Source organism: Pseudonocardia sp., assembly GCF_050250275.1.
In the GTDB taxonomy this organism is placed as follows: domain Bacteria; phylum Actinomycetota; class Actinomycetes; order Mycobacteriales; family Pseudonocardiaceae; genus Pseudonocardia.
This window is the reverse complement of sequence record NZ_JBFWOY010000011.1, coordinates 1-22,706: the sequence shown is the minus strand read 5'-3', so window position 1 is coordinate 22,706 and position 22,706 is coordinate 1. Positions and strand designations below refer to the sequence as shown.

At 73.9% G+C, this 22,706-nt stretch carries 20 protein-coding genes; 16 read left to right on the top strand and 4 right to left on the bottom strand.

Annotated elements, in window-relative coordinates; all coding sequences use genetic code 11:
- The first annotated feature begins 2 nt into the window (after positions 1–2).
- The 7 genes from metK (at position 3) to AB7F12_RS12150 (ending at position 8,628) form a co-directional block, all read left to right on the top strand.
- Complete coding sequence (gene metK, locus AB7F12_RS12180; protein WP_428499602.1) at positions 3–1,247, top strand: methionine adenosyltransferase; 1,245 nt, start codon at positions 3–5, stop codon at positions 1,245–1,247.
- Complete coding sequence (gene purU, locus AB7F12_RS12175) at positions 1,247–2,152, top strand: formyltetrahydrofolate deformylase (protein ID WP_428499603.1); 906 nt, start codon at positions 1,247–1,249, stop codon at positions 2,150–2,152. Before metK ends, purU begins: the two co-directional genes overlap by 1 nt.
- A gap of 51 nt (positions 2,153–2,203) precedes the next feature.
- A complete protein-coding gene (locus AB7F12_RS12170; RefSeq protein ID WP_428499604.1) occupies positions 2,204–3,199 on the top strand; it encodes a carbohydrate kinase family protein in 996 nt (331 codons plus the stop codon).
- A gap of 415 nt (positions 3,200–3,614) precedes the next feature.
- Complete coding sequence (locus AB7F12_RS12165) at positions 3,615–4,034, top strand: PEP-utilizing enzyme (RefSeq protein WP_428499605.1); 420 nt, start codon at positions 3,615–3,617, stop codon at positions 4,032–4,034.
- 19 nt (positions 4,035–4,053) lie between these two features.
- Positions 4,054–5,484 carry a hypothetical protein gene (locus AB7F12_RS12160; protein WP_428499606.1) on the top strand — a complete coding sequence of 477 codons (1,431 nt, stop codon included), beginning with the start codon at positions 4,054–4,056 and terminating at the stop codon, positions 5,482–5,484.
- 67 nt (positions 5,485–5,551) lie between these two features.
- Positions 5,552–6,172, top strand: coding sequence for a hypothetical protein (locus AB7F12_RS12155; protein WP_428499607.1), 621 nt, complete (start codon positions 5,552–5,554; stop codon positions 6,170–6,172).
- On the top strand, positions 6,169–8,628 hold the full coding sequence (locus AB7F12_RS12150) for a pyruvate, phosphate dikinase (RefSeq protein WP_428516517.1): 2,460 nt from the start codon (positions 6,169–6,171) through the stop codon (positions 8,626–8,628). Before AB7F12_RS12155 ends, AB7F12_RS12150 begins: the two co-directional genes overlap by 4 nt.
- 101 nt (positions 8,629–8,729) lie before the next feature.
- On the opposite strand, the gene AB7F12_RS12145 is transcribed toward AB7F12_RS12150, so the two are convergent.
- The 3 genes from AB7F12_RS12145 to AB7F12_RS12135 are packed head-to-tail and all read right to left on the bottom strand — an operon-like array spanning position 8,730 to position 11,495.
- Positions 8,730–9,473 (bottom strand): tyrosine-protein phosphatase, encoded by a 744-nt coding sequence (locus AB7F12_RS12145; RefSeq protein ID WP_428499609.1) that lies wholly within the window; start codon positions 9,471–9,473, stop codon positions 8,730–8,732.
- Complete coding sequence (locus AB7F12_RS12140) at positions 9,470–10,480, bottom strand: HAD family hydrolase (RefSeq protein ID WP_428499610.1); 1,011 nt, start codon at positions 10,478–10,480, stop codon at positions 9,470–9,472. The genes AB7F12_RS12145 and AB7F12_RS12140 overlap by 4 nt, the downstream gene beginning before the upstream one ends.
- A gap of 7 nt (positions 10,481–10,487) precedes the next feature.
- Positions 10,488–11,495 carry a DUF7064 domain-containing protein gene (locus tag AB7F12_RS12135; protein ID WP_428499611.1) on the bottom strand — a complete coding sequence of 336 codons (1,008 nt, stop codon included), beginning with the start codon at positions 11,493–11,495 and terminating at the stop codon, positions 10,488–10,490.
- 195 nt (positions 11,496–11,690) lie between these two features.
- Between AB7F12_RS12135 and AB7F12_RS12130 the strand changes: the two genes are divergently transcribed.
- The 8 genes from AB7F12_RS12130 (at position 11,691) to AB7F12_RS12095 (ending at position 19,793) form a co-directional block, all read left to right on the top strand.
- Entirely contained in the window at positions 11,691–11,984 is a 294-nt protein-coding gene (locus tag AB7F12_RS12130; RefSeq protein WP_428499612.1) for a EutN/CcmL family microcompartment protein, read from the top strand.
- 41 nt (positions 11,985–12,025) lie between these two features.
- Positions 12,026–12,355 carry a BMC domain-containing protein gene (locus AB7F12_RS12125; RefSeq protein ID WP_428516519.1) on the top strand — a complete coding sequence of 110 codons (330 nt, stop codon included), beginning with the start codon at positions 12,026–12,028 and terminating at the stop codon, positions 12,353–12,355.
- An 83-nt stretch (positions 12,356–12,438) separates the two neighbouring features.
- Positions 12,439–13,827: an aldehyde dehydrogenase family protein gene (locus AB7F12_RS12120; RefSeq protein WP_428499614.1), complete on the top strand. Its 1,389-nt coding sequence runs from the start codon at positions 12,439–12,441 to the stop codon at positions 13,825–13,827.
- A complete protein-coding gene (gene eutJ / locus AB7F12_RS12115; RefSeq protein WP_428499615.1) occupies positions 13,828–14,640 on the top strand; it encodes an ethanolamine utilization protein EutJ in 813 nt (270 codons plus the stop codon).
- Positions 14,637–15,278, top strand: a complete 642-nt coding sequence (locus tag AB7F12_RS12110; RefSeq protein ID WP_428499616.1) for a BMC domain-containing protein — start codon at positions 14,637–14,639, stop codon at positions 15,276–15,278. Before eutJ ends, AB7F12_RS12110 begins: the two co-directional genes overlap by 4 nt.
- Positions 15,275–16,567, top strand: coding sequence for a malate dehydrogenase (locus AB7F12_RS12105; RefSeq protein ID WP_428516521.1), 1,293 nt, complete (start codon positions 15,275–15,277; stop codon positions 16,565–16,567). Before AB7F12_RS12110 ends, AB7F12_RS12105 begins: the two co-directional genes overlap by 4 nt.
- 29 nt (positions 16,568–16,596) lie before the next feature.
- Positions 16,597–17,598: an alcohol dehydrogenase catalytic domain-containing protein gene (locus AB7F12_RS12100; RefSeq protein WP_428502576.1), complete on the top strand. Its 1,002-nt coding sequence runs from the start codon at positions 16,597–16,599 to the stop codon at positions 17,596–17,598.
- A gap of 17 nt (positions 17,599–17,615) precedes the next feature.
- Positions 17,616–19,793, top strand: coding sequence for a helix-turn-helix domain-containing protein (locus AB7F12_RS12095; protein WP_428516523.1), 2,178 nt, complete (start codon positions 17,616–17,618; stop codon positions 19,791–19,793).
- Between the two features lie 10 nt (positions 19,794–19,803).
- Here AB7F12_RS12095 and AB7F12_RS12090 read toward each other — a convergent pair whose 3' ends face one another.
- Entirely contained in the window at positions 19,804–20,097 is a 294-nt protein-coding gene (locus AB7F12_RS12090; RefSeq protein WP_428502580.1) for a BMC domain-containing protein, read from the bottom strand.
- A 455-nt stretch (positions 20,098–20,552) separates the two neighbouring features.
- Here AB7F12_RS12090 and AB7F12_RS12085 point away from each other — a divergent pair, with 455 nt between their 5' ends.
- Entirely contained in the window at positions 20,553–22,421 is a 1,869-nt protein-coding gene (locus AB7F12_RS12085) for a helix-turn-helix domain-containing protein (protein WP_428502581.1), read from the top strand.
- Positions 22,422–22,706: the final 285 nt, after the last annotated feature.

Sequence of the window (22,706 nt, the reverse complement as noted above, 5' to 3'; positions counted from 1 at the left end):
GCATGACCCAGCACGAGTCGCACGACTACCTGTTCACCTCCGAGTCGGTGACCGAGGGCCACCCCGACAAGATCGCCGACGCGATCTCCGACGCCGTCCTCGACGCCGCGCTCACCAACGACCCGTACTCGCGCGTGGCCTGCGAGACCCTGATCACGACGGGCATGGTCGTACTCGCGGGCGAGATCACCACCCCCGGCCAGCTCGACTACACCCAGATCGTGCGCGACACCGTCAACAAGATCGGCTACGACGACGGCCGCTACGGCTTCGACGGCCACACCTGCGCCGTGCTGGTCGCGCTCGACAAGCAGTCCCCCGACATCGCCCAGGGCGTCGACCAGGCCCACGAGCACCGCGGCAACCTCTCCGACGACGAGCTCGACAAGGCCGGCGCCGGCGACCAGGGCATGATGTTCGGCTACGCCACCGACGAGACCCCCGAGCTGATGCCGATGCCGATCGCGTTGGCGCACCGGCTCTCCCGCCGCCTCGCCGAGGTGCGCCGCGGCGGCCTGGACTACCTGCGCCCCGACGGCAAGACCCAGGTCTCGGTCCGCTACCACGACAACGTGCCGGTCGCCGTCGAGCGCGTGCTGATCTCCACCCAGCACGCCGAGGAGGCGACGAACGAGCAGATCCGCGAGGACCTGTGGAACCAGGTCGTCACCGACGTACTGCCCGCCGAGTTCTACGACGCCGCCGAGCTGCGGTCGTCGTTGCTGGTCAACCCCACCGGCCGGTTCGTCATCGGCGGTCCCGTCGGCGACGCGGGCCTCACCGGCCGCAAGATCATCGTCGACACCTACGGCGGGTTCGCCCGCCACGGCGGCGGCGCGTTCTCCGGCAAGGACCCGTCGAAGGTCGACCGCTCCGCCGCCTACGCCGCCCGCTACGTCGCCAAGAACGTCGTGGCGGCCGGGCTCGCCCAGCGGGCCGAGGTCCAGGTCGCCTACGCCATCGGGGTGGCCCGGCCGGTGTCGGTGCTCGTCGACACCTTCGGCACCGAGCGCGTCTCGCGCGCCAACATCGAGAAGCTCGTCGCCGAGCACTTCGACCTGCGGCCCGCCGCATTCCGCGACTACCTGGGCCTGCACGCCCCCATCTACTCCCCCACCTCCGCCTACGGACACTTCGGCCGCACCGACGTCGACCTGCCCTGGGAGCGCACCGACCGCGCCGACGCCCTGCGCCGGGCCGCCGGCCTGTCCGCGGACGCCGCGCCCGCCCACTCCCCGACGGCCTGATGACGGTCCTGTCCGACGGCCGCCGCACCCCCACCGGCGCGGCGGCCGACGACCCGGACCTCGGCCGGCTCGTCGTGTCGTGCGTGGACGGACCGGGGATCGTCGCCCGGATCTCATCGTTCCTGCACCGGCACGGCGCCAACATCGTCCAGTCCGACCAGGACTCGACGGGAGCCACCGGCGGCCGGTTCTTCCTGCGCATCGTCTTCCACCTGCCCGGGCTCGCGACGGCCCTGCCCGCGCTCGACGAGGACTTCGAGGCCGAGGTCGCGGGGCCGCTGGGCGGCACCTACCGCTTCAGCGAGGCCGCGGCGCCGACGCGGGTGGCGCTGTTCGTCTCCCGCCACGACCACTGCCTGCTCGACCTGCTGTGGCGGGCCCGGCGCGGCGAGCTGCCCATCGACGTCGTGACCGTCGTGTCCAACCATCCCGACCTCGCCGAGGACGTCGCCTCGTTCGGGGTGGCGTTCGAGCACGTCCCGGTGACCAGGGCGAGCAAGCCGCAGGCCGAGCAGCGGCAGCTGGAGCTCCTGCGCGGCCGGGTCGACCTGGTCGTACTCGCCCGCTACATGCAGATCCTCTCCGGCGACTTCCTCGACCGGGTCGGCGTCCCCGTCATCAACATCCACCACTCGTTCCTGCCCGCGTTCGCCGGGGCCGGGCCCTACGAGCGGGCCCGCGAACGCGGCGTGAAGATCATCGGCGCGACGGCGCACTACGCCACCGAGGACCTCGACGAGGGCCCGATCATCGAGCAGGACGTCGTGCGGGTGACCCACCGCGCGAGCGTCGCGGAACTGGCCCGCCGCGGCGCCGACATCGAACGCACCGTGCTGGCCCGCGCCGTCGGCTGGCACTGCGAGGACCGGGTACTCCTCAACGGCCGCACCACGATCGTCTTCTGACCACGATCGTCTTCCGACCACGATCGTCTTCTGACCACGGGAGATCCGCCGATGCCTGTCGGGACCACCGCCGTCGCGGGATCGATCGCGACCGACCACCTCATGCACTTCCCCGGCCGCTTCGCCGACCAGCTGGTCGCCGAGCGCCTCGACCGGATCTCGCTGAGCTTCCTCGTCGACGACCTGGTCGTGCACCGCGGCGGCGTCGGCGCCAACATCGCGTTCGGCATGGGGGTGCTCGGCCAGCGCCCGGTGCTCGTCGGCGCCGTCGGCAACGACTTCGACGACTTCCGCGCATGGCTGCAGCGCCACGGCGTCCAGACCGGCGCGGTGCTCGTCGTCGACTCCGCGAACACCCCCCGGTTCACCTGCACCACCGACGACGACCAGTGCCAGCTCGCGTCGTTCTACCCGGGCGCGATGACCGAGGCGAAGAACATCGCGCTGGCCCCGATCGTCGAGCGCCACGGGATCGAGCTGCTGCTGGTCGGGGCCAGCGACCCCGAGGCGATGGTCGCCCAGACCGAGGAGGCCCGCGCGCTGGGCCTGGCATTCGCCGCCGACCCCTCACAGCAGCTCCCGCGGCTCGACCGCGACCAGTGCCGCAGCCTCGTCGACGGCGCGCGCTACCTGTTCAGCAACGAGTACGAGTGGGAGCTGCTCACCCGCCGGACCGGGTGGGACGCCGACGAGATCACCTCCCGCGTCGGGCTGCGCATCACGACGCTGTCCGACAAGGGTGTGCGCGTCGTCGGCAGCGACGGGACCGACCTCTCGCTGCCCGTCGTCCCCGCGCACACGATCAAGGACCCGACCGGGGTCGGTGACGGCTTCCGGGCCGGGTTCCTCGCCGGAGTGGACGGCGGGCTCCCGGTCGAGCGGGCCACACAGCTCGGCACGCTGATCGCGACACTGGTGCTGGAGACGGACGGCGCCCAGGAGTGGACCCTCTCACCGGAGTCCGATCTGGCCCGGCTGCGTGACGCCCACGGCGCCGACGCCGCCGCGGAGATCGAGCCCGTGCTGCGCGCCGGCCCCCGACCGTAGCCACTCCCCCGCCGCGGCCCCGGCCACCCCGGTCCCGGACCACCCCCGGTCCCGCCGAGCTCGCCCAGCACCGCCGACCGGTGCCGGGCCGGGCTCGGCGACGTCGTGTGCGGCCGGGTGCGGGTCGTGCGGTGCGGGGCCGGACCTGTGCCTCGGGTGCGCGTCCGTCCGGGTCGTCCCGACGCGGCCGGGGCGTGCCGTCGGGCCGTCACCACCTGCGGTCGAGCCGCGACGTCCCGCTATCCGGGCCGGACAACGCCCTCCGACAGTTCTATCCGCGCGGTCCATCGGCGACGCTGGTGATCCACGGCACTGTGACGGAGGCAACTCCCCGCGTGGCCACACCGCGTGGGCCCGCACGGCCACCTGCGGGCGGCATGGCCGGGGCGACCCACCAGTTCAAGGAGGAACATCCATGGCCGATGTGCTGGCCGAGGGCTACAACGTCTTCGACACCGGAAAATCCCCCAGCGGAACGGTGAAGTACCTCGAGTCCCCGGCCGACGTCATCAGCTTGATCCAGTCGGGGAAGCTCGCCGAGCACATCCTGCTCGTCCAGGGCGGTACGACGACGTTCCTCGCCCCGGCCCTGAGCATGGGCGCGATCGGCGTGATCACGATGTCCGGCGCCCCGGAGTCGCACCTCGGGATCCTGTCGCGGGAGTTCCAGACCCCGTGCGTCATGACCACGTACCTCACCTCGAGCGACTCACGCTACGTCGTCGGCAACACCGACCCGTCGCACTTCGACGAGATCGCCAAGGCACTGGACGGGCGCAAGGTACGGCTCGACTGCACCGACCACGAGGTCGGCCGCGTCGTGGCGGACGACTGAGGACGGGGGAGAACCGACGATGACGACGACCGAGGGCAAGCGCGCCACCTACAAGCAGCGGTACGAGCAGGGCGACGACGGCCTCCGCTTCCAGAGCCTCACCTACACCGGCAACTTCGTCGGCCTCGAACCCGTCACCGACGGGATCAAGGGCGACAAGATGCTGAAGGAGCGGGCGAAGAGCAAGGTCCTGGAGAAGGTCTCCAAGGAGGACGTGCTCAACCCGCAGTTCAGCATCGACGAGCTCAACGACCTCAACAACTACCTCGCCTGGAACATCTGGGACGTGCTCGTCATGCGCGCCACCGAGGGCGTCAGCGGCATGATCCCCCGCCAGGAGTACGAGATCCTGGCCTTCATGCACGAGTTCTACCGGTGGCCGGAGATCCTGCGCATGACCACCGACGAGGTCGGCGCCCAGGGCATCCTCGACATCGGCGCCTCGGCCCGCCGCGAGATCGGCACCAAGGTCAACTCGGTGCACGACTGGTGCATCGGAGCCGTCGGCTTCGGCATGGGCCGCTGCGGCCTGCTGGCCCTGGAAGCCATCGGCCCGGACGACTACGTCGCCGAGTCGAACGAGATCCTCAAGTTCATGCAGCGCGTGCTCTGGGGCAAGCGCCAGGACGGCTACATCCTCAACTCCCAGGACCGCTACCGCTGCCAGATCCACGAGCAGGACTTCCTCGACCAGCTCGTCGGCCAGATCGAGCCGCTCGAACCGGGCAGCCCCAAGCACGGCGCGTTCACCCAGTTCAACGCCGCGACCGAGCTGCTGGCGTTCCTGCACCACTACGACAACCGGCTCGGCCTGGGCGACACCGGCCCCTACGAGCTCCCCGACGGCAACCTGCTGATCCTGCGCGACCTGTTCGTCAACGAGGAGATCTACCACTGGTCCGACGTCTCCGAGGACGCCGGGCTGCCCTACTCCTACACGCTGGCGATGATCATCGACCCGGAGAAGATGGCGCTGGAGGAGATCCGGGTCAACGACATCTCCACCACGTTCACGCGGCCCAAGAACTACATCGAGGCCATCATCGGCGGGGCGGTGTTCTCGCGCCAGAAGTGGGACACCCCGATGGGCGAGGTCAACCCGATCGCAATCGACGACCTGTCCGAGCACCTGCCCCGGGTGCAGCAGGCCACCCTGAAGCTGTACACGAAGACGTCGAAGATGTGCCGGCGCGACCTGATCTGGAACGGCCAGTACGTCTACTACGTCGACATGATCCTGCCGCACCTGCGCAAGGCCGGGACCTACGAGAAGGCCTGCCGCGACTACGACCTGTGGGAGATCGACCAGCGGGTCTCGAACTACTACTACGACATCACCAAGCGCGGATTCGCGCAGGAGACCGTGCCCAGCAAGATCTTCTCGGGCGCCGGCTACCTGCCGTTCTCCGACAAGGCGAACCTGCGCAGCTCGAAGGGCCGCTGGCTGTAGTCCGTTCCTCCCGGGCGGCGTGGCGGGGTCCCGCCGCGCCGCCCGTCCTGCTGCGAGAGGGGCATCCATGAGCGCGACCGTGTCCGACAAGACCGACTACGACGTGCTGAACGTCGTCGCACTGAAGAAGATGGCCACCGCACCGGTCGTCGCCACCGCCTCCGGGGTGGCGCAGGCCGACGTCGAGGCCACGTTCGACCGGCTCGCCGCGCAGGGCCTCGTCGTCGTCGCCGGCGGTGCGGCCCTGCCGACCGACGCCGCCGGGCCCGCACTGGCCGACGCCGCCGCGACCCGGTACGCCGCGGTCCGCGAGGACGCCGGGATCGGCGGGCTCGTCGACAGGTTCGAGACCGTCAACACCCAGTTCCTGACGACGATGTCGGCCTGGCAGCAGATCGACGTCGGCGGCCGCAAGGTCGCCAACGACCACTCCGACTCCGAGTACGACGACAAGGTCATCGCGCGGCTGGACAAGCTCGTCGCCCGCCTTGGCCCGCTGCTCGACGCCCTATCCGGCCACGATCCGCGGTTCGGCGGCTACCCGGCACGCTTCAGCGCCGCACTCGACCGGATCGACCGCGGCGAGCACGAGTACGTCTCGTCGCCGACGCTCGACTCCGTGCACAACGTCTGGTTCGAGTTCCACGAGGACCTGCTGCGCACGCTCGGCCGGGAACGGACCGAATGACCGGGTTCACGGTCGCCTTCGACGAGGCCGATCCCGCGGACCTCGACCGGTTGGGCGGCAAGGGCGCCGGTCTCGCCCGGATGACCCGGCAGGGGCTGCGGGTCCCACCCGGCTACGTCATCGGGACCGACGCCTGCCGCGCGTACCTCGGCGACTCGACCCTCCCCGACGGGCTCGTCGCCGAGGTGCGCACCCGGCTCGCCGCGCTGGAGGCCGCCGCGGGCAAGACGTTCGGTGGCGGGCCCGTCCCGCTGCTGCTCTCCGTCCGCTCGGGCGCGCCCATCTCGATGCCCGGGATGATGGACACGGTCCTCAACCTCGGCCTCGACAGGGCGGCCGCCGTCGCGCTCGCCGAGGTCACCGGCGACAGCCGCTTCATGGCCGACGTCGTCGCCCGGTTCCACACCATGTACGCCGAGACGGTGCTCGACGCCCTCGACCCCGGCGCCGGGGTGGACACGCTCGTCGCGGCCGTCGACCCCGGCGAGGACGCGGGCGCGGTGTACGACCGCATCTGGGCGGCCTGCGAGGAGACGCTGCTCGGCGAGACGGTCCCCGCCGACCCGCAGGAACAGCTCGTCGGCGCGATCGAGGCGGTCTTCCGGTCCTGGAACACCCGCCGCGCCCGCACCTACCGCGACTTCCACGCCATCCCCCACGACCTGGGCACCGCCGTCGTCGTGCAGTCCATGGTGTTCGGGAACCTGTCCGACGACTCCGGCTCCGGCGTGGTGTTCACCCGCAACCCGGTGACCGGGGAGCCCGGACTGTTCGGCGAGTACCTCGCGCACAGCCAGGGCGAGGACGTCGTCGCCGGCACCCGCACCCCCGACCCCGTCGCCGAGGCGCTCGCCCCCGACGTGCTCGCCGAGCTCCGCGCGACCTGCGACGGGCTGGAACGCGCGCAGGGCGACGTCCTCGACATCGAGTTCACCGTCGAACGGGCGACGCTCTACCTGCTGCAGGTGCGCAGCGCCAAGCGCACCCCGGAGGCCGCCGTCCGGATCGCCGCCGACCTCGTCGCCGAAGGCCTCGCGACGACCGCCGCCGCGCTGCGCGGGGTCACCGTCGAGCAGGTCCGCCAGGTACAGCGGCCCGGCTTCGCCGACTCCGACGTCGAGGGCGCCCGCGCCACCGGCCGGTTGCTGACCACCGGCATCGGCGCCTGCCCGGGCCAGGTCAGCGGCCTGCTGGTGCTCGACCCCGACCGGGCCGGTGAACGGGCCGCGGCGGGCGAGGACGTCGTGCTGGCGCGACCGGTCACCAGCCCCGCCGACCTGCACGGCATGATCGCCGCCCAGGGCATCGTCACCGCCACGGGCGGCTCGACCAGCCACGCGGCCGTCGTCGCCCGTGCCCTCGGCACGACGTGCGTCGTCGGCGCGGGGGCGCTGCGCATCGACGAGGCCTCCCGGACCCTCTCCGTCGACGGCCGGACGCTGCGCGAGGGCGACGAGGTGTCCCTCGACGGGTCGACCGGCGAACTGTTCGCCGGCCGGTTCGCGGTGTCGACGCCCGCCGCCGCGACCGGGGCTCTCGGCGACCTGCTGGCCCTCGCCGCCGACGCCGCCGGGGCCGAGGTACTGGCGCGCGTCACCCTGCCCTCCGATGTTGCCGTCGCCCGGGAGGCGGGCGCGTCCGGCCTGGTCACGGCGGTCGACGACGTCCTCGTCGCCACCGGGCACCTCGACGGGCTGGTCGAGCACCTGCTCGCCGAGCCCGGCCCGGCCTCCGACGCACTCGACGGGGTCGCCGACCTCGTCGAGGCCGAGTTCGCACCGCTGCTCGCGGCCGCGGGGGACGTCGAGATCGGGGTCCGCGCGATCGACCTCGTCGCCGACGAGTCCCGCGAGCTGTTGCAGCAGACCGCCGTCACGACCCGCCACCCCGAGCTGACCGTGCCGCTCGGGCGCCCCGCCCTCGTCGAGGCGCAGCTGCGGGGGCTGGAGCGGGCCGCCGGGGCCGCCCGCGTGCATCTCGCCGTGCGGCACCTCACCGACCCGGCCGAAGCCGCCGCCCTGCGCGAGCTCGGCCGGGGTTCGGCGGTCGGGGTGGGCGCCTACGTCACCGGGCCCCGGGCGGCGTTCGCGGCCAAGGAGATCGCGGCGGCCGGCGACGTGCTGTGGGTCGAGGTCCGGACGATGCAGGCCGCCGTCTTCGGCATCCCCGCCCGGCACCTGCTCACCGCCGAGCCGCTCGACGGCTACGTCCGCCGCGGGCTGCTCTCCTGCGACCCGCGGGTGGCGTTGGACCCGGCCGTGGAGGACCTGCTGGTGCGGGTCGCCGCCGCCCAGGACGCCGGGTGCCGGATCGGGATGCGGCTGTCGGGGCGCGTCTCGGAGCAGCTGGTCGCGCAGCTCTACGGCCTCGGGTTCCGGCGCTTCGCCGTGGACGTCGGGGAGGTCCGGCCGATGCGGCTGGCCCTCGGGAAGGCCGCCTGCGCCGGCTCGACCTGACCGCCGCCACACCATCGCGCGCAACCTCACGGTCCTCCCGGGCGCGATCCCCGACCGTGAGGTTGCGCGCGGGGTCGGGTCGGGTCGGGCCGGCGGCCGGGTCAGGCCGGGGCCAGCAGGCCCGCGCGGAGACGGGCGAGGTCCTCGTCGGCGACACCGCGTTCGAGGGCCCAGTCACGGGCGCTGCCGAAGCGGGCGTCGAGCTCGGCCAGGAAGCCGCGGATCGTGTACTCGAGCGCGTCGTAGACCTCGCCGGGCACCGTCGCCATGTGGTCGCGGTAGCGCGGCCAGCCCAGGAACCGTTGCTTGATACGCGGCATGTTGAGCCCCGAACGCAGATAGTCGGCCACGATGTCCTCGTCGTCGACCCCGAGCAGGCGCAGCAGGAGCGCGACGACGAGCCCGGTCCGGTCCTTGCCCGCCGCGCAGTGCAGCAGGACCGGGCGGCCGGCCATGGCGGCGACGATGCGGACGACCGTGGAGAGCACCGAGCTCGGCGACTCGAGGTGCTCGACGTAGAACCGCAGGCTCTGCTCCTGCGGCGGGAGGTCGGAGACGGGGAGGTCGCGCAGCGGGGCGTTGAGGTAGCTGACGGGCACCTCGGCCATCGGGCCGCGACCCTCGGAGACCGCTTCCGGCCCGATCCGCAGGTCGACGATCAGCTCGAGGCGCAGGCGCTCGGTGAGGTGGGCGACGTCGGCGGGCGTGAGCGCCTGCAGGGTGTCGCTGCGGAAGAGCACCGCCCGGCGGACCCGCAGCCGGTCACCGACACGCAGCCCGCCGAGGTCGCGGAAGTTGAACGCGCCGTCCAGCGGGGCGTCGGGGACCGCCGTCGGGCCGGTCATCGCCGCACCACCCGGCGTACGGCGTCGAGGAGCTCGGCGTCGACCCCGGTCGGTACCCGGGGCGGCGCGGCTGCGGGAGGGGGTGCCGCGGGAGGGGGTGCCGCGGGAAGGGGTGCCGCGGGAAGGGGTGCCGCGGGAAGGGGTGCTGCGGGAAGGGGTGCTGCGGGAGGGGGTGTTGCGGCGCCGCGGCGACGCTCGCGGCGCGCCTCGACGGCACGGGCGCGCTCGCCGTCGACCTGCGCCTGTCGTTCGGGGCGATGCCCATCGGAGCGGGCGTCGGGCGGCACCGCGACCGAGCAGGCGCCGGACGCGGCGTCGCCCAGCAGGTGCGCGGTGATCTCCTGCGGCCACAGGGCGACGAACTCGGCACCGGCCGCGGTCAGCTCCTCGACGCTGTGCATCCCCCAGGCCACGCCGACCACCCGGATGCCGACCTCCAGCCCGTCGCGGACGTCGCCGGCGGTGTCGGTGACGAGCACGGTCGCGGCCGGGTCGGGCAGCGGACGGACGCCGGCCTCGTCGTAGTCGGCGGCGCAGCGGCGGCCGAAGCCGGTGCCGGGGTCGGCGAGGAAGGTGCGCATGGCGGTGCGCTTGTCGGGGGCGACGTCGCCGCCGAAGACGTGGGCGAAGCAGAATGCGAGGTCGTTCGCGGTGAGGACCCGCCGCAGCACCTGCATGGCGTTGGACGACATGACCGCCAGCGTCGAGGTGCTCGCGAGCCGGCGCACGACGTCGGCGACCCCGGGCACGAGCGGTGGCGCGTAGTCGCTGCGCAGCAGCCGCAGGAACTCCTCGCGCACCTCGGCGGCCTGCGCCTCGTCGCGGCACAGCCGGGCGATGGAGTCGTAGATGTTGCCGCGGAACAGGTCGAAGTAGCGTTCGGGTTCGTCGACACCCAGGTGGTAGCGCCGGTTGACCTTCTCGAAGACCTCCCAGGACGCGATGCGTGTCTGCACGAGCGTGCCGTCGAGGTCGAAGATCACCGCCTGGACCGGCGGGGCGCTCACCGTGTGCTCACACGCCCGCCGCGGCGGCGTGCACGCGGTCGTAGACGCGGCCGAGCTCGCCCATGCCGACGAAGTCCATGCACTCGCCGTGGGCGGTGCGGCCGTCGAGCGTCCAGCGCAGCAGGCTGTTGTGGCCGACGACGCCGGGCTGGGACTGCCAGGGGAAGGTCGTGAGCGCGTCGCCCACCGCCTCCCAGGTGCGGCCCTCGGCGTCGGACACGCTGATCTCGATGTGCTCGGGGTAGAGGCCGGCGCGGGTCGTCTCCCCCGCCCCGGACGCGAGGCCGCGGACGACGCCGTTGTCGAGGACGTAGCCGTGGGTCATCGTGAGCGGTGAGGGGCCGTCGGGGCCGTTCGCGGTGTCGAAGTCGAACAGGGCGTGCAGCGCGAGGTCGGGGCCGACGTGGGCGTGCATCCAGCTCAGCCGCGACGTCTGCCGCTCGGCCCGCACGCCCCAGCTGTGGTCCATCGTGGACACGCAGTCGATGGGGGTCGTGGTGCCGCGCAGCCGGATCTCGCCCTCGAAGTGCCCGGTCTGGTCGAAGTGCCCGGCGTAGGCGTGGCCCCAGGTCTTGTCCATGTCCCGGCCGGCGGCCCTGGGGTCCTGGTCGGGGTCGTTGATGTCGTAGGGCTCCATGAGCGCGGTGTAGCGGAAGTGCAGCTCGAGGTCGGCGGCGGCGTCGGAGTAGTCGACGTCCCAGACCTTGTTGGGCTCGGAGCAGACGACGTGCAGCCCGTTGGCGAGGGTGTAGTCGAGCAGGTTCGACGGCTGCGGAACGACGAGGTGCTCCCAGGCGTCCCAGTAGTCGGCGGCCCACGGCATCGTGACGCGGCGGCTGTTGACCGACACCGTGGACCCGACGACGCCGAGCGGCTCGCGGAACAGGCCGTAGACGCCGATGTTCATGGGCCGGTCGGTGTCCTGGCCTGCGTACAGGCCGAAGTAGTTGGTCTCGGCCCACAGGGGGTCGTCGCTGGTCGGGGCGTGGAACTGCGCGTCCTCGGGGCGGATCACCGGTGAACCTCCTGGCACGGGGGCGTCGTGTCCGACCAGTCTCGCCGGTCGGGCCGGCGCGACCAGTGCGTCCGGGGACAACGACACCGGGAGACGTTGTCCGCCCGGGATAACGCAGCGCCGTCGCGGGCCGCCCTACCGTTCGGCCAGCGGAGCCGCCGGGTGCGGGCCGCCGACCGACGGGGGTGACCGGGCATGCAGCTGGCCAAGGTGCTGGGCCAGGTCGTCTCGACGGTGAAGGACCCCGGGCTCGAGCGGTTCACCCTGCTGCTGGTGCAGGACGCCCCCGGCGACGACCCCGAGCAGACCGACGGCACGGCGTACGTGGCCGTGGACGTCGTCGGCGCCGGGGTGGGCGAGGTGGTCCTCGTCGCGACCGGGGGCGCCGCACGGGTGGCCGCCGGCGCCGACGCCCCCACCGACCGCGCGGTCGTCGCCATCGCCGACACCGTGATCCGGTCGGGGACGGTCCGCTACCGCAAGACCTGAGCCGCCCGATCACCGAGCACATCACCGACATGGAGGACGACATGGCGACCACCGCCGCGGGAACCCCTGCCGCACCATCGACGCCGCGCGGCGCGCTGGGCCTGATCGAGACCAAGGGCCTGGTCGGCGCCATCGAGGCCGCCGACGCGATGGTCAAGGCCGCGAACGTGCAGATCGTCGGGCACCGCGAGATCGGCGGCGGTCTCGTGACGGTCATGGTGCGTGGTGACGTCGGCGCGGTGAAGGCCGCCACCGACGCCGGCGCGGTCGCCGCGGGCAAGGCGGGCGAGGTCGTGTCCGTCCACGTCATCCCCCGCCCCCACGACGAGACCGAGGGCATCCTCGCGGTCCTCACCCGCCCGAAGAGCTGACCGGGCGCACGGACAGCGGGTCGCCGGGGACGGCGCCCCGCGGACCGCCGCGCCCGCAGTTCCGTCCGACCCCGAGGTGGGAGATGACCGCAGCACTGGACGCCGACCTGGCAGGCCTCGCGGACGTCCGCGTGAAGGCCCGGGCCGCGCGGCACGCGTTCGAGCAGATCGAGGACACCGACCAGGACACGCTCGACGGCTGGGTGCGGGCCATGGCCAGGGCCGGGACCGCAGCGGCCGAGGAACTGGCCCGGCTCGCCGTCGACGAGACCGGGTACGGCGTCTACGAGCACAAGATCCACAAGAACCGCTACAACACCGGGTTCGTCGCCCGCTGGATGCTGGAGCGTCGCGCGGTCGGGGTCCTGTGGGTCGACGACGAGGCCCGGGTGACGGCGGTCGGCTGCCCGATGGGCGTGATCGCGGGGATCGTCCCGGTCACGAACCCGACGTCGACGGCACTGTTCAAGTGCCTGGCCGCGGTGAAGTCGGGCAACGCGATCGTGCTCGCGCCGCACCCGCGCGCCGCCCGCTGCACGCTGCGCGCCGCGCAGGTCATGGCCGAGGCCGCGACGAAGGCGGGCGCGCCCGCGGGGCTGATCTCCTGCCTGGAGAACCCGACGCTGCCCGCGACCGCGGAGCTGATGGGCCGCAAGGAGATCGCGCTCGTGCTGGCGACGGGCGGGCCCGGCATGGTCCGCGCCGCGTACTCCAGCGGGAAGCCGACGATCGCCGTGGGCGCGGGCAACGTCCCCGCCTATGTCGGGGCGAGCGTGCCCGACCCGGCCGAGGCCGCCGAGATGATCATCACCTCGAAGTCGTTCGACAACGGCACGGCGTGCGTCGCCGAGCAGTCGGTGGTCGTCGTCGACGAGGTCGCTCCCGCGTTCCTGGCCGCGTTCGAGGCCCGCGGCGCGTACTGGATGAACGCCCCGCAGCAGGCCGCGCTCGTGCGGGTGCTGTTCGACGAGCGCGGCGCGCTGCGCCCCGACGCGGTGGGGCAGACCGCGATCCGGCTCGCCGAGGTCGCCGGTTTCGGCGTCCCGTCGACGACGCGGGTACTGGCCTGCAAGCTCGACACCGTCGGCGCGGACACGCCGCTGTCGCGGGAGATCCTCGGCCCGGTGCTGTCGGTCTACCAGGTGCCCGACGCCGCGGCGGGCCTGCGCCGGTGCCGCGAGATCCTCGCCCTCGACGGCGAGGGCCACACCACGGCGGTGCACGCGGCGGACCCGGAGGAGATCGCGCCGTTCGGGACGCTGCCCGCGGGGCGGATCGTCGTCAACACCCCGGCCCTGTTCGGCGGGATGGGGTTCTCGACGGAGGTCGATCCGTCGTTCCAGCTCGGCACCGGCACGTGGAGCGGCTCGATCTGCTCGGACAACGTGACACCGCTGCATCTGATCAACATCAAGCGGATCGCGCACGAGGTGCGGCCGTGGCGGACCGTCTACGACCCGGTGGAGCTGTAGATGCTCGTCGCCGGCGTGCACCGCCTTCTCGACGACGCGGCCGCGATCGCCGCGGCCGGGGTGCCCGCGGCCACCGGTGACGGGCCGCTGCGGGTCGGCGTCGACCTCGGTACGGCCAGCTGCGTGCTCGTCGCGCTGGCGGGCTCCCGGCCGGTGTGGGTCGACAGCCGGGCCTCGGGCGCGCTGGCCGACGGGGTCGTCGTCGACTTCGCGCGGGCCGTCGCGACCGTCCGGGACCTGCGCGAGGCCGCCCAGCAGGCGCTCGGCGCCGAGCTGTCCGGCGCCGCGACCGCCCATCCCCCGTGCATCCCGGTCGCCGACGCCCGCGCCTGCACGTTCGTGTGCGAGGCGGCGGGCTTCGACGAGGTCGCGCTCGTCGACGAGGTCACCGCCGCGCAACGCACCCTCGACGTCCGGGACGGGGTCGTCGTCGACGTGGGCGGCGGCTCGACGGGCGTCGGCGTCTACCGCGACGGCGGGCTCGTGCGGCTCGACGACCGGGCCGGCGGTGGCCACCATCTCGATCTCGTCCTCGCCGGTGCCCTCGGGGTCGCGGTCGAGGAGGCCGAGTCCTACAAGCGCGCGAACCCCCGCGAGGCCCTGTCCGTCCTGGTCCCCGGGCTGCAACGGATCGCGGAGAACGTGCGCGCCCTGACCGTCGGGCACGAGGACCTGCCGCTGCACCTCGCCGGCGGTGCACTGATGATCCCCGGCGCGGGTGACGTGCTGGCCGGCTACCTGGAGCGAACCGTCGTGACCTATCCGCACGCCCTGCTGATCACCCCGGTCGGGATCGCGAGGTCGGCCGCGTGAGCACCTCGAACCCCGCTCCGACGCTGCGCACCTACGCCTTCGTCGACCGCATGCAGCCGCAGTGCGCGGCCCACATCGCCGCCACCAGCCCCGGCGACGTCCCGCTCGCGGGGATGGCCGAGCTCTACATCGAGATGGCACCCGGCAACGAGGTGTTCCGCGCCGCCGACATCGCGCTCAAGGCCGCCGGGGTGCGCCCGGCGCTGCAGATCATCGAGCGCGAGTTCGGGCTGTTGGAGATCCACTCGGAGCAGCAGGCCGAGGTCCTCGCCTCGGGGCAGGCGGTGCTCGACTCCCTGGGCATGACCGAGGCCGACCGGATCAGGCCGACGATCGCCTCGACGCAGTTCATCACCAACGTCCACCCGTACCAGGCGCAGCTGCTCAACAAGTGGCGCAAGGGTTCCATGCTCATGCCGGGGCAGAGCCTGTTCGTCATGGAGGTGGCGCCCGCCGCCTACATCGCGGTGGCGGCCAACGAGGCGGAGAAGGCCGCGTCGATCACCGTGATCGAGCTGCGCGCGGTGGGCCGGTTCGGCCGGATGTTCCTGTCGGGCACCGAGAGCGAGGTGCAGACGGCCCGCGACGCCGCCGTCGCCGCGCTGGAGGGCATGCACGGGCGGGAGGACCGGCGATGACGGTGTGGGGTGCGGCGGCCGTCGACGAGGCGGTGGCGGGCGGGGCGGGGGCCGTGCACGTCGGGGCCCGGGACGTCGTCACCCCGCTGGCCCGGGAACGGGCCCGGGAGCTGGGGGTGGAGATCGTGGTCGGCTCCCCCGCTCCCGTCCCCCCGACCGTCCCTGCGCCGCCGCCCGCCACCGCGGTGCGCCACTGGACGCTGCCCGATCCGGCTGCGGTGTCGGCCCGGCTCGGGTCGGCTCCGCGGCCGGTCCGCCCGCCGTCGGGTGCGCTGTACCGCCGCGGCGCCCCCGTCGCCCGCGCGACGGCGCCGGCCCGGGGCCGGGCACGGGGCGGCGGGGCCGGTGGCACCGGCAGGGTCGACCGGGTCGTGGTCGTGGGAGCCGGGAACGTCGGCATGATCGCGGCGATGCGCCTGGCCGACGCCGACGTGGTCGACGAGGTCGTGCTCGTCGACATCGACGAGGGCCGCGCCGCCGGCATCGCGCTCGACCTCACCCACACCGCCGCGCTGAGCGGGTTCACCACCCGCGTCCGCGGCGTCGGGACCGTCGAGGAGGCCGGGCGCGCCGACTACGTCGTCCTCACCGCCGGCAGGCCGCGCACCCCCGGCATGAGCCGGTCGGACCTCATCGCGACCAACGCCGAGATCGTCGGCGACGTCGCGTCCCGGCTCGCGCGGACCTCGCCGGACGCGGTGATCGTCGTCGTCACCAACCCGCTCGACGAGATGACCCAGCACGCCTGGGTGTCGTCGGGGTTCCCGTCGCAGCGGGTCGTCGGCATGGCCGGGGTGCTCGACACGGCACGGTTCCAGGCCCTCGCGTCGCTCGTCGGCGCCGGGCCCGCCGACGGTGTGGCCGCGTGGGCGCTGGGCAGCCACGGCGAGGAGATGGTCATCCCGTTGTCGCAGGCCACGGCCGGTGGGCGGCCGATACTCGAACGCGTCGGGCCCGCCGACCTCGACGCCACCGTCGACCGCGCCCGCGGCTCGGGGGCCGAGGTCGTCGGGCTGCTGCGCTCGGGCAGCGCGTTCATGGCGCCCGGGACGTCCGCGGCGCGGATGGTGCTGTCGATGGTCGCCGACCGCGGCGAGGTCGTGCCCGCCGCCGTGCTGGCCGACGGCAGCTACGGGATCCGCGACGTCTACGTCGGGTTGCCCGCGCGGCTCGGGCGTCGCGGGGTGCAGGGCATCGTCGAGCTCGACCTGCGGCCCGCCGAGCTGGCCGCGCTGCGCGAGGCGGCCAACCGCATCCGCGAACGCCTCGGTGCGCTGGCGCGACCGTGAAGGCCGTCCTCTACGCGGGCGATGGCGCGGTGAGCGTCGAGTCCGTCGCCGAGCCGCTCCTCGACGACCCCGCCGACGCGGTGGTCCGCGTCCGCCGCGCCGCGGTGTGCGGCACCGACCTGCACGCCGTCGCCCACGCCGAGCACCTGCCCCGCGGGAGCGTGATGGGGCACGAGTTCGTCGGCGAGATCGTCGAGGCGGGCCCCGCGGTGCGGGCACACGCCGTCGGGGACCTCGTCGTCGGCGCCGACTTCACCGCGTGCGGAACCTGCTGGTGGTGCCGCCGCGGCGACCACTGGGAGTGCCCGCACCGGCGGTTCTTCGGCACCGGCGCCGCCTACGGCCCACCGCTCGCCGGCAGCCAGGCCGAGCTGGTGCGCGTCCCGTTCGCCGACACCGTGCTGCGCCCGGTCCCCGCCGGGATCGGCCTCGACGCCGCCGTCTTCCTCGGCGACACCCTCGCCACCGGCTACGCCGCCGTCCGGCGGGCACAGCTCACCCCCGGCGACACCGTCGTCGTCATCGGGGGCGGACCGGTCGGCCAGCTGACCAGCCTGACGGCCCAGGCGTGCGGTGCGGGCACCGTCGTCGTCGTCGAACCCGTCGCCGACCGCCGGTCGCTGGCCGCACGCGAAGGCGCGGTCGTCGCCGACCCCACCGCCGCCGACGAGACCGTGGCGCACCTGACCGACGGCCGCGGCGCCGACGCGGTGATCGACGCCGTCGGCGGCCCCCGCGGACTCGACACCGCGTTCTCGCTGGTCCGGCGCCGTGGCACGATCGTCTCCGTCGGCGTCCACACCGACGACGCGTTCGCGCTGCCCGTCGCGAGGGCGTTCGCCGACGAGCTCACCCTGCGCTTCGCGATCGGCGACCTCATGCGCGACGGGGAGGCGCTCGTCGCGCTCGTCGCCTCCGGGGTCCTCGACCCGGTCGTCGTCGCCACCGGCACCGTCCCGCTCGACGACGTCCCCGACGCGTACCGGGCGATGGCGCAGCGACGTACGCTCAAAACCCTGATCGCGACCTGACCGGGCCGGGGGGTGACATGACATCGGCCGAATCCCGGCAGCTCCCGGTCCCCCGGACCGTGAGCCGGCCCGGCCTCGCCGCCCTCATGGAGTCGATGCCCGCCGACATCGCGGCCGCGGCCGGGGACGTCGCCGCGCACGCGTCGCTGCTCATCGGCTCCCCGGTGACCGTCGCCGCCTGGGCCGAGAACGGCTGGCGCGCGCTCGCGGGTGCCGGGACCGGGCTGGCCGGGCTGCCTCCGGCCGGGCCGCCCGCCCGCCGCTCCGACCGGCGCGGGCTCGTCGCGCCCCCGGGCACGACCGTCGCGCTGTGCTGGGACCCGGACCTGCACGTCGACCCCGGCACCCGCGCGCTGCTCCGCCAGACCTGCGTGTGGCTCTCGCTCGCCCAGGCCGGTCTCGTGGCGGGCGGGCGCGTCGAGGACTCCGACGCCGAGGCGGAGGCCGTGCGCGAGGTCGTCGCCCAGCTGCTGAGCGCGCGCGACGTCGACCAGGCCCTGCACACCATCGCCGAACGCACCCTGCGGCTGCTCGACTCCGACATCTGCGGCGTCATGCTCCGCGAGGACGACGTCGTGCGGATGCGGGCGTGCGTCGGCAACCGCGTCGCCGAGACCGCACGGCTGCGGATGCACCGCGGCCAGGGCGTCGCCGGGCTGGTGTTCCTCACCGGAGAGCCCGCGAAGATCGACTCCTACCTCGACGACGAGACGATCAGCAACGACTTCATGTCGCTGGCCGAGAAGGAGGAGACCCGGTCGGCGCTGGCCGTGCCGATGCGGCTGCAGGGCGAGTTCGTCGGGGTGCTGGAGGTGTGGCGGCGCCGCCGGTCCACCTTCACCGACCGCGACGTCCGGCGCATGGTCACCCTCGCCGACTTCGCGACCGTCGCGATCGACAACGCCCGCCTGCACGACGAGCAGGCCGCCGCCAGGGCCGACGCCGAACGGGCCCGCGACGCCCTGCAGCACCAGGTGTCGGTGCTCGACCGCAGCTCACGGCTGCAGCACGACCTGCTCACGACGGTCGTCGAGGGCGGTGGGCTGCCCTCGATCGTGCGGAGCGTCGCCGCCGAGCTCGACTGCGAGATCGGCGTCTACGGCCCCGACGGGACGCTGCTCGCCTCCCACAGCGGGCGCCGCCTGGTGTCGTCGCTGCCCGCGACCGTCGGCCGGCCCGACCGGCGCCGCCGCGCCGCCGCCGGCCGCAGCTGGGTCCGGCCCGTCTACGCCGACGGCGACCACGTCGGGCAGGTCGTGCTGCTCCCCGGCGGCGGCCCCGACGAGATGATGGAAGCCACCGCCGGGCAGATCGCGATGGCCTGCTCGCTGGCGCTGCTGCGTGAACGCGCCGCCAGCCGCGCCCGCGCCGAGGCCATCGAACAGGTGCTGTGGGACCTGCTGCAGGGGCCCGTCGAGCACCGGCTGGCCGCCCGCACCCGCGCCCAGCAGCTCGGGCTCGCCCTCACCGGGGCCCTGCGCGTCGTCCACGGGCGCATCGAGAACGTCGAGGACCTCGCGGCGGAGCACGGCTGGGACACCTCCGGCACCGAGCGGCTGCGCCGGCAGGTGCTGCGCACCGTGCGCACCCTCGACGACGGCCGCGGGCTGGGCCTCGCGAGCCTGCGGGGTGACCTGCTCGTCGCGATCGCCTCCGACCTCGGTCGCGGCGAGGCGAAGGACCTGGTCAACGCGTTCTCCGCGGCCGTCCGCACGGAGTGGCCCGACCTGCGCCTGACCTGGGGCATCAGCCGCGAGCACCACGACGTCGTCGACCTGCCCGGCGCCTGGAACGAGGCGCGCACCGCGCTGTCGGCGGCGCGTCGGTTGGGTGGGGAGAACGCGTTCCTCTACGAGGAGCTCGGCATCGTCCGGCTGCTGCTGGGGTCCGGGGACGACCCCGACCTGCAGACCTTCATCGACGACGTCACCGGCCCGCTCGTCGCCTACGACCGCGACAACGACGGCGCCCTCATCCGGACCCTGCGGACGTTCTTCGACGCCGACTGCTCGCAACGCGTCGCGGCGGAGCGGCTGTTCGTGCACCACAAGACGTTGCGGTACCGGCTGGAACGGATCCGTCAGCTCACCGGGCTCGACCTGAGCCGCCACGAGGACCGGATGCGCGCCGACTTCGCGCTGCGGCTGCTGCAGGTCAACCAGACGGCGGGCGACGACGGCGCCGAACCCGGCTGACCCGCCCGGTTCAGTCGAGCGGGACGACCGCCTGCGCGATGACGCCCTCGGTCTGACCGTGGGGGCGCGGGATGACGTGCGCGGTGTAGAGCTCCCCGACGCGGGCGGCCGCGGCGGCGCCGGCGTCGACGGCGGCCTTGACCGCACCGACGTCGCCGCGCACCAGCACCGACACCTGCCCGTTGCGCAGCGTCCGGTAGCCCTCGACCTCGACGTTGGCGGACTTGACCATCGCGTCCGCGGCCTCGATCGCGCCCACCAGACCCCGGGTCTCGACCATCCCGAGCGCACCGCTGCCGGCCATCGTGGCTCCCTCCGCCGCTGCGTCCGACGGTAGCTCCTCCCCGCGGGCCACGACGCTGTCCCGCGGGGACAACGGGACGGGGCGCGGTTGTCCGTCCCGGAGATCCACCCCACGCCCCCGGACGTGTCGTGAGCGCTGCCGCCCCGCTCCGCCGACACGCCCGGGCCGACCACCGCGAGCGACCGTGTCGTGAGCGCGGGCTGCGCGCGCTGTCGACACGCTCGCTCGCCGACGTCGCCCCCCTTGCAGGCACGTCGCCCGCCGGCTGCACCCGCGGGCTGCACCCTGCGGGCTGGACCCACCGCCGGACGTGTCATGAGCGCGGTGCGGCCGCGCTGGTGACGCGCTCGGGGTGGACGGGTCCGCCCCCGCCGGTCCACCCGGACCGCGATGCGATGTGTCGCAACCTGCGACGGTCGGCCGACCCGGCACCGAACCCGTCCTAGCCTGGGGCGGTGGACCCCATCGGCGTCGAGGCGGCCGTCCAGCGGTTCCGGCGCTCAGGTGGCATCGCCCCTGCCTCCGGCGCCGTGCGCCCCGAGATTCTGGCGTCGTGGCTGCGCGCGGTCGACGCCGGCGCGCGGCTCGACGAGATCGGCGCCGGCTACGTCGGGCACGAGAGCGGCCAGTCCGCGGTCGCCGAGGCCGACGAGGTCTTCGCCGCGTTCTTCGCGCTCGACCCCCGCCCGCGCTGCTCGGTGGCGCTCGTCGACCACGACGGCGTGGTCCGCGTCCGCCACGACGGGGACCCGGTGCTGGCCTCGCTGCTCGACGGTGTGCTGCTCACGCCCGGTTTCCGCTATGCGGAGGCCGACGTCGGCACGACGGCCGCGGCGCTGCTCCCCGGCGCCGACGGCGTCGTGCGCGTCGACGGGCCCGAGCACCTGCACCCGTCGTTGGCCTGGCTGTCGGAGGCCGCGGCGGGGGTCCGCCGCGCCGACGGTGCGCCGCCGGACGCGGTGGTCGTGCTGCGCCATGTCGCCCACGCCGACGACGCCATGGCCACCGTCGCCGGGCTGCTGGCCGACCGGGTGGCGCAGGCCGTCGCCGACCGCGCGCACCGGCGCGGGCTGCTGGTCCACCGCGGCTTCACCGCGGCGCGCGAGGTCGGCGCGGAGTGGGTGCTCGCGACCGACGGCGACGTGCTGCTGACCTGCCCGGGCGTGCGCCGGCTCGGGCTCGACGACCAGCGCGCCCTGGCCGACCTCACGCTCGCCGCCGCCGTCCTGGGTGAGGCCGACACCGGTGAGCAGCACGTCGACCTGCCGTCCGGGCACTGCGCGGGGCTGACGGTGACACCGGTCGTCGACGGCGGGGTCGTCGTCGGCTGTGTCGTGGCGGGCGGGCCGATCGACCACGCGACCCGCGCGGCCGTCCCCGAGGCCGTCCGCCGCCAGGGCTCGCACGTCGCGCCGACGACGCGCCGTGACTACGCCGCGGACCTGCGCGGCGGCGAGCACTCCGCGCGGCTGCACGCCGAGGCCCGGATGCGCGCCAACCGCGAGCTGCTCAGCCCTTACCTGCGGGCGCGGCACGAGGTCGCCGCCGCCGTGGGGCGCCGCCGCCACCAGCTGCTGATCGGGGAGGCGGGTGTCGGCAAGCAGACCCTCGCGGTGCAGCAGTTCCGGCGGGCGCACCCGTCGGCGATGGTGCACGTCGTCGACTGCTCCCGGATCGGCGACTCGGCGGGCGGGCCGGACCCGCTCGACCGGGTCGCGCGCGAGCCCGGCGACCGCCCGCGGCTGCTCGTCCTGCGCCAGATGAACCTGCTCTCACCGGTCGCCGCCCGCCGTCTGGACGAGTCGCTGCGCACGCTGGTCGCGATGCCGGATCCGCTGGTGGTGGCGGGGTGCATCGACACCGCGTCGGCCGACGCGACCCGCCCCTACGGGCTGCTGCTGCGGCATTTCCACGAGACCGTCCGGGTGCCGGCGCTGCGTTACCGGGCCGACGAGCTGGGCGACATCGCGTTGTCGATCCTGCACGGCCTCGCGGGTGGGCGGTCTCTGACGTTGAGTCTGCAGGTCGTGCGGGTGCTCGAGGGCTACGCGTGGCCGGGCAACGTCCGCGAGCTGGAGGACGTGCTGCGTTACGTGGTGGCGCGCAAGCCGGTCGGGGTGATCCAGGCGCCGGACCTGCCGCCGTCGTGCTTCGCGCACCGGGCGCCGCGGATGTCGATGCTCGAGGCCGCCCAGTGCGACGTGATCATCCAGGCGCTGTACGAGGCCCGCGGCAACCGCTACAAGGCGGCCGAGATGCTCGGCATCGCCCGCTCGTCGCTGTACCGCAAGATCGACGCCTTCGGCATCTCCTACATCGGTTGAGTGTCCCGCTCCCGGGTCACCGCGCCCGTCCGCGGTCGCGCGGGGCCCGGGGATGGTCCCAGAACGAGACAGTGGTCCGTGGTCCCACGTCACTAGCGTCGGTGACGCCGGCGCCCACGGCGACCCTCGACCCACGGAGTGAACAGATGAAGGCACTTGTTTACCACGGCCCCGACGACAAGGCCTGGGAGGACGTTCCCGACGCGGCGGTCCAGGACCCGACCGACGTCGTGGTGCGGGTCGACACGACCACGATCTGCGGTACCGACCTGCACATCCTGCAGG